The sequence below is a fragment of the Gemmiger sp. genome, from assembly GCF_057431175.1.
This window is the reverse complement of record NZ_DBMDDV010000037.1, coordinates 21,037-27,656: the sequence shown is the minus strand read 5'-3', so window position 1 is coordinate 27,656 and position 6,620 is coordinate 21,037. Positions and strand designations below refer to the sequence as shown.

Here is a 6,620-nt window from a genome sequence, read left to right as displayed (position 1 = left end):
GTAAACAGCTGGTCATTGCGGCGTTCTGGTATATCAAGATGGTTCTCACAAATGTATTGGCGCAATACCTGTGCACACGGTTTGGTAAGCGGAACATCTCGACTTTTTCGCCCCTTCCCTAATAAATGTACAACCGGTAGTGAATCTATTCGGATATCGCAGATTCTTAAATCGCAAAGTTCCTGCACTCGTGCAGCTGAATCGTAAAGGAGAAGAATCATCGCCAGGTCTCTGCGACCTTTTGGCGTGGAAATATCAGGCTGTTCCATTAGAATATCGGTTTGCTGGTTACTCAAATATTGAACCGTCGGCTTTGCTGCTTTTTTGCTGTCAATTGAAAGAATGCGCTGACACAGAATCATTTCATCCGGGCATTCAATTTGTACATATTTCGCAAATGACTTCAGCGCAGCAAGTCGTTGGTTTCGAGAAGATAATCGCGTTTTCCTTGTGGACTTTCACGGTCAACAGATGCAAGGATACTTTCGATTTGGCTAAGATCTAATTAATCGCTTAAGGCTAAGTATGATGGGCTACGGAGTCTGAAGCCAAAGGTAAACGATAATTTTGAAGCATTAAACACTGAACTTTCAAAGACGCAAGCGCAAATAATTACCTTCGAGAATCGTTTACACGAAGTTGATAAAAGTTTGGCGTGTTATGATGAAGAAATTGAGCATTTAAAGGAGAACTTGTTATTTACAGATTCGGACATCCGAAATAATAATGACGCTGCGCGGCTCCAAAAATTTGGCTCTGAGACAGCGGAAGAAAGTATATCAGCCAATATTTGCCCTGTTTGCAGGCAGCACATTCAAGACAATTTGCTTGATGCAGAAACCGTAAACGGTTTTATGAGTATAGAAGAAAATATAAGACATCTTAAAGAGCAAAAAAAGATGTTGGAATTTACATTAGGAAGCCGCAAAGAGGAGCGAGAAAGATTTGTCAGAGAAAAAAATGACTTAGAAGCTAGACTTCAGTCGTTACGACGTTTGGCATATGCGTTGCGGTCAGACTTGTATACTACGGTAGACACAGAGACCTCCGAGACGATCATGTTTAAACGCATAGAAATTAACACACGTGTTTCGAGCCTATCGAAATTGAGGGATACAATTACTTCTCAAATTGAACAATTGAAGGCACTGTCTGGCAAATGGAATGAGTACCTTGACCAAAAAGGAAAATTGCCACGGAAGGTTATCTCAGAATTAGATGTGGAAAAGATTTCCCTTTTAAAGAAGTATTTCATTGAAAATCTAAAGAAGTACCATTATAGAAGCTTGTCAAACTTTAATGGGATTGATATTTCGATGAACTCATCGCTTTTGCCAACTATTGATGGGTTTGATATGAAGTTTGATTCTTCTGCGAGCGATGGAATTCGTGTGATTTGGGCTTTTACAATGGCACTCCTACAGGTTTCAGTCGAGAAGCAAGGTAATCATCCTGGAGTTATTATTTTTGATGAGCCCGCACAGCAAAGCATAGTGCCAGAAGATATGAAGAGTTTTATTGAATCAGCACTGGAGATCAAAGGCCCGTTTCAAATTATTACTGCTATTACGTTGAACAGCCAAGAACTCATAAATATCATCGAGGGATTAGATGCCTCATGTAATCATAAGATTCAAATCGAGGGAAAAGCGTTTAAACGATTAGGTAAATATGAGGAAGCGCATTTATTACAATAAAAGAAAAAATGTTCTTATAGAATCAAAATAAAGAAGTGCTTTTGAAAAACATTAGAGAGAATGGCTTTAAGCGAAGTTAAAGCCATTCCATAATAGGGTATCTTTTTTATCACACTCAGACAAAAGGATCCGCAACTTAGGTTGTGGATCTTTTTTATTGCCTCATCTTCCCGCAAAATTCTGAATTGTGGCAGGTGAGTGGGCCGTTTTCTTGAGAAAAATCAGAATTTTTTCCGCTGTTTTCAGAACGCTTTGAGGAAGTGGCTTCTGATTCAGCCGGAAAATGGATGCTTGAGTTTGCTATCGCCCTGTACGAGAAGAACACCTTGCAGCAATAAAAGAGAAAAACCTCTCCAAGCGAAGCTTGATTATTTTTTCTTTTACTGCTCAATAAAAAGCCGAAAACCCTTGAAAACAAAGGCTTTCGGCGTTATTATCTGGCGCGCCAAAAGGGATTCGAACCCCCGGCCTTCCCCTTAGGAGGGGGACGCTCTATCCAGCTGAGCTATTGGCGCGTATATCAAATGAAATTGTAAATAGTGAGGATTGAACAACCGCTTAGGGTACGTGTGCCCTATCCGGCTGCGCTACTGAGACATTTTCCCCGGAAATATACGGATACTTTATTATTATATCGATTTCTCTGCCAAAAATCAAGTAGTGATTGGCCAAACGCGGTTGATTTTTGACGGGAAATGTGTTATTATAAACTATATTCGTATGCACACAACACGGAAAGGATATAGAGTTTATGGCAGAGGAAATGAACCGCAAGGACGCCGCCCAGGAGAAGCTGACCGACCGCAACTACGTCTACGTCCGCTATGAGAACGACGATGACGATGAAATGGACATTTATGACATCATCACCCTTTGCAAAAAAAGCCTGCTGATTGCAAAGCGCTACATTGCGCTGCTGCTGGTGTTCTTTGTGCTCGGCGGTGTGGTCGGCTTTGTCAAGGCCAAGGTATTTAAGGAAGAGAAATATACCTCCACGGCGTTGCTGTTCGTTGACCTGAACCGTGATGTGATCGACACTAGTAACGATATGAACGAGTCCTCCAAGATCAGTATGCTGGCAAACTCCTTCTCGCAGATCGTTTCCAGCGACTCTGTCATTGCGCCCATCGCCAAGCAGTACGCGCTGGACAGCGAGGATATCGATGTGGAGAACGAGGACGCCGTCAATACCAAGGTGGACAATCTGCGCGAGAATATTACCGTGACGGTTCCCAGCGACACGCAGACCATCAATGTTTCGGTGACCGATGACGATGCAGAGCGCTGCCAGAGCATCTGCGAGACCATCGTGGATACCGGCATCAAGGCGATGGACAGCGCTACCAACTACGCCACCATCAGCATCGTTTCCCCGGCCAGCGAGGGCAAAAAGGAGAAGAGCGAGGCCGCAGGCGCGGCAGCTTCCGCCCTCACGATGGCCGCCATCTTCCTGGTCGTTGCGATTCTGATTGTCGCCGTGCGTGAACTGGGCATTGCCTACAAGGCACACGAGGCCGCCAAACAGGAAGAAGAAAAGAAAAACTGATTTTATAGCATAGTCTGCAAGCGCATCGGCGGTAAGCCGGTGCGCTTTTTTGTACGATTTTTGCGCGGATGTTTGATTTCTGTGCATTTCTTGACAAATTTTGGATGGGGGCGTATAGTTAAAAGTGCTTAAAATACTGCGGAAATGAGGAAAAGTTTCTGGCGGCAAATCGAACGGCAAATATTTAAAGGAGAAAATCATGAAAAAGTATGTGTTGAGCATCCTGGTGGCGCTCTGCATGGTGCTCTGCTTCGTCCCGATGGCGGCGTTTGCAGACGACATGCCGACTGTCACCATCGACGTGGGGGGGGGTAACGTAGATAACGACGATTACCAGATTAGTGATAGTGAAATCAGACTCCGCAAGAGAGACGTAATTTATGAACTCACAGGAACAACGAGTAAGCCAATCTGGATTTGGGGAAGCAATAATGCGGCAGATATAGAACAGGCATTCTATATCCGCGCAAATGGTGTGACCGTAAGCGGCGGCATTATCGTTCAAAACAGTCCGGTTAAGATGGTGCTGGATATTCCGGAAAATACGGTCAATACAATCAGCAAAGTGACCGCGAATGACCTGACGATCAAGGGTGCAGGAACGCTGAATGCGAGCTATGTTAGCGTGGGGCAGAAAACAACCTATATGCCCAGTGCATTGCACATTACGGATACTACGATTATCGTGACGAACCCAGCAGGAAATCCTAGCGAGTGGAACGGACCTTGTGTGCTGGATGGTAGCGCGAATGTAACGTACAAAGGCAATGGAACATACGCGGCACTACAAGTTGGCGGTAAGTCTGGCGATACAACGCATTCTTTGACGCTGAAGGATAACGCAAAGCTGTATTGCCTGCAAGACGACATGGATGCACCGTCGCCGTCCTCGGTGAATGGCTTGGAAATTTTCCAAGCGGCACCAATTTTGTTGCAGAATAACAGCTACTTGGAAGCGCAGGGGAAAGCCGGTAGTGGCAAATATGTAGGCTGTGCCATTACATCCGACGGAGATATAACCGTAAAGGATAAGGCCGAAATCAAGGCGACAGCATATGATGTGGCAATCAGCACATGGGGCAGTGTCGAAATTTCCGGCGGAACAGTCACCGCAGACAGCAAGGGCAGCAATGGTATCTTTGCAAGCGGCACATTGACAATCTCCAACGGTGCAACGGTAAAGGCTTCTGGCTATTGGCCTGCGCTGATGAGCGGTGGGGAACTTTCTATCACGAGCAGTCAGGTCGAAGCGGCCTCGACTGCCGATGCGGCGATTTATTCTCGCAACAAAGTTACAATCGAAGGCAGCACTGTAAAAGCGGCCTCGCCGGACGACGCCGATTTTGCGATTGGCGCGCAGAACGAGACCGCGATGAATAATTCTTGGATCGAGACGAGCGGTAGTGAAAGTTACGACGGCGGCATCACCGACAGCGTTCTTTTCAACGGCAACTCCGGCACGGTCATCGGCAACGCGACCCTGCTTGGCAATACAACGCTGGACGCAGGCAAGACGCTCGTCATCCCGGAAGGCACGTCCCTGTCGGTCGGTGCGGGCAACACCTTCACGAACAATGGCACGGTCACGGTCGAGGGCGGCTTCTCCAGCGAGGGCGGCGCGCTCGTCTGCAACAGCCATTCCGGCGGCAAGGCCACCTGCGCGAAACCTGCAACGTGCGACGTCTGCCAGACGCCCTACGGCGACCTTGACCCCGCAAACCACACGGCGCTCACCCATGTGGAGGCCAAGGCAGCTACCACCGAGGCCGAGGGCAACATTGAATATTGGTACTGCGAGGGCTGCGGCAAGTATTACAGCGACGCTACCGCTGCGACTGAAATTACCAAAGAGCAGATTGTGACGGCCAAGCTGAAACCGCAGGAGGCAGCTACCCCGACCCCTGCGCCCACAGAACAGCCCACTGCCACCCCGGCTCCGACCGAGAAGCCCGCTGCTACGGCGGCACCCGCAGTTACGGTGCAGGCAACGGCCACCCCGCAGCCGACGGCGGCACCTACCCCCGCGCCCACCCCGAAGGCAGTGTCCACGATTCCCCAGACGGGGGATAACAGCAGTGTCACGCTGCTGTTCGCGCTGCTCCTGTTGAGCGGCGGCGCATACCTGGGTATGGCGGCATCCAAAAAAGCAAAACAGTAATATACAGCCAAATGGCGGCAGGAAACACCCCTGCCGTCATTTGTTTACAATTTCCCGGTGGATTATTCCTTGCCGACGTGGTACACTACCCTATACTATGTAGGGGCGGATGCTTGCATCGCCCCCCTACAACAAAACTACAACCAACAAAAGGGGCGTTCCGTATGTGTACCGCTGCAACGTATAAAACCGAAGATTTCTACTTTGGCCGCAATCTGGACTATGAATTTTCCTACGGCGACGAGGTCACGGTCACGCCGCGTGCCTATCCGTTTGCCCTGCGCTGCATGGGGAATTTCCGCACGAAATACGCCATGATCGGCATGGCCTACGTGGCGGGGGAGTACCCGCTGTATTACGACGCTGTCAATGAGAAGGGCCTCGGTATTGCGGGGCTGAACTTTGTGGGTAACGCGGTCTACCATCCGGCGGCTGAGGGTAAAAACAACGTCACACAGTTTGAATTGATCCCCTGGCTGCTGGGCAGCTGCGCCACCCTGGCCGAGGCCCGCACGCTGCTGGAAAAGACAAACATCGTCAATATTCCATTCAGTGACCAGCTGCCCCTGGCCCAGCTGCATTGGCTGATTGCCGACAAGACCGGCAGCGTCGTGGTGGAATCCACCGCCGACGGCCTGCACATTTATGATGACCCGGTGGGCGTGCTGACAAACAATCCGCCGTTCCCGCAGCAGCTTTTTGCGCTGAACAACTACCGTGCCCTGTCGCCCCGCACACCCGCCAGTACCTTTGCCGAGGGACTGGACCTGAACGCGTACAGCCGCGGCCTGGGCGGGCTGGGCCTGCCGGGCGACCTGTCCAGCCAGTCCCGCTTTGTCCGTGCGGCCTTTGTGCGTATGAACGCCAAATCCGGCAGCGGCGAGGCCGAGAGTGTCAACCAGTTCTTCCACATCCTGCACTCGGTCGAACAGCAGCGCGGCTGCTGTGAGCTGGACGACGGCAAGTATGAGATCACCCTCTACACCAGCTGCTGCAACGCCGACAAAGGCATTTATTACTACACGACCTACGGCAACCACCAGATCACCGCTGTGGATATGCACCGGGAAAACCTGGACAGCACCAAGCTGACCCGCTACCCGCTGGTGCAGGGCGAACAAATTGCGCTGCAAAACTGATTTTACGCACAAAACGTGAAAAAAGCGCTTGCATCGTACAGGAATCTATGCTATACTGTACGGTGCATGAGACTTTTCAC

Annotated in this window: 5 protein-coding genes and 1 tRNA gene; 4 read left to right on the top strand and 2 right to left on the bottom strand. The window is 49.6% G+C overall.

Annotated features, from left to right (window positions below; genetic code table 11):
* Nucleotides 1–362, bottom strand: a 362-nt coding sequence (locus tag ACZO0A_RS11495; protein ID WP_486846353.1) for a tyrosine-type recombinase/integrase, incomplete at its 3' end; no start/stop codon positions are given.
* Between the two features lie 288 nt (nucleotides 363–650).
* On the opposite strand from ACZO0A_RS11495, the gene ACZO0A_RS11490 reads away from it, so the two are divergent.
* Entirely contained in the window at nucleotides 651–1,697 is a 1,047-nt protein-coding gene (locus tag ACZO0A_RS11490) for a hypothetical protein (RefSeq protein WP_486846352.1), read from the top strand.
* A 438-nt stretch (nucleotides 1,698–2,135) separates the two neighbouring features.
* Here ACZO0A_RS11490 and ACZO0A_RS11485 read toward each other — a convergent pair.
* Nucleotides 2,136–2,212 (bottom strand) — tRNA-Arg (locus ACZO0A_RS11485).
* Between the two features lie 236 nt (nucleotides 2,213–2,448).
* On the opposite strand from ACZO0A_RS11485, the gene ACZO0A_RS11480 reads away from it, so the two are divergent.
* From ACZO0A_RS11480 to bsh, 3 genes are all read left to right on the top strand, one after another.
* A complete protein-coding gene (locus tag ACZO0A_RS11480; protein ID WP_302377362.1) occupies nucleotides 2,449–3,243 on the top strand; it encodes a YveK family protein in 795 nt (264 codons plus the stop codon).
* A 199-nt stretch (nucleotides 3,244–3,442) separates the two neighbouring features.
* The gene (locus ACZO0A_RS11475; protein ID WP_486846351.1) at nucleotides 3,443–5,401 is read left to right on the top strand and encodes an LPXTG cell wall anchor domain-containing protein; all 1,959 of its coding nucleotides are present in this window, start codon (nucleotides 3,443–3,445) and stop codon (nucleotides 5,399–5,401) included.
* A gap of 164 nt (nucleotides 5,402–5,565) precedes the next feature.
* Entirely contained in the window at nucleotides 5,566–6,540 is a 975-nt protein-coding gene (gene bsh / locus ACZO0A_RS11470) for a choloylglycine hydrolase (protein ID WP_417344452.1), read from the top strand.
* Nucleotides 6,541–6,620 lie beyond the last annotated feature (80 nt).

What these genes read in the sequence shown, in the direction of transcription:
- ACZO0A_RS11480 (WP_302377362.1), top strand. Translation starts at nt 2,449, where the DNA reads ATGGCAGAGGAAATGAACCGCAAGGACGCCGCCCAGGAGAAGCTGACC.
- ACZO0A_RS11475 (WP_486846351.1), top strand. Translation starts at nt 3,443, where the DNA reads ATGAAAAAGTATGTGTTGAGCATCCTGGTGGCGCTCTGCATGGTGCTC.
- bsh (WP_417344452.1), top strand. Translation starts at nt 5,566, where the DNA reads ATGTGTACCGCTGCAACGTATAAAACCGAAGATTTCTACTTTGGCCGC.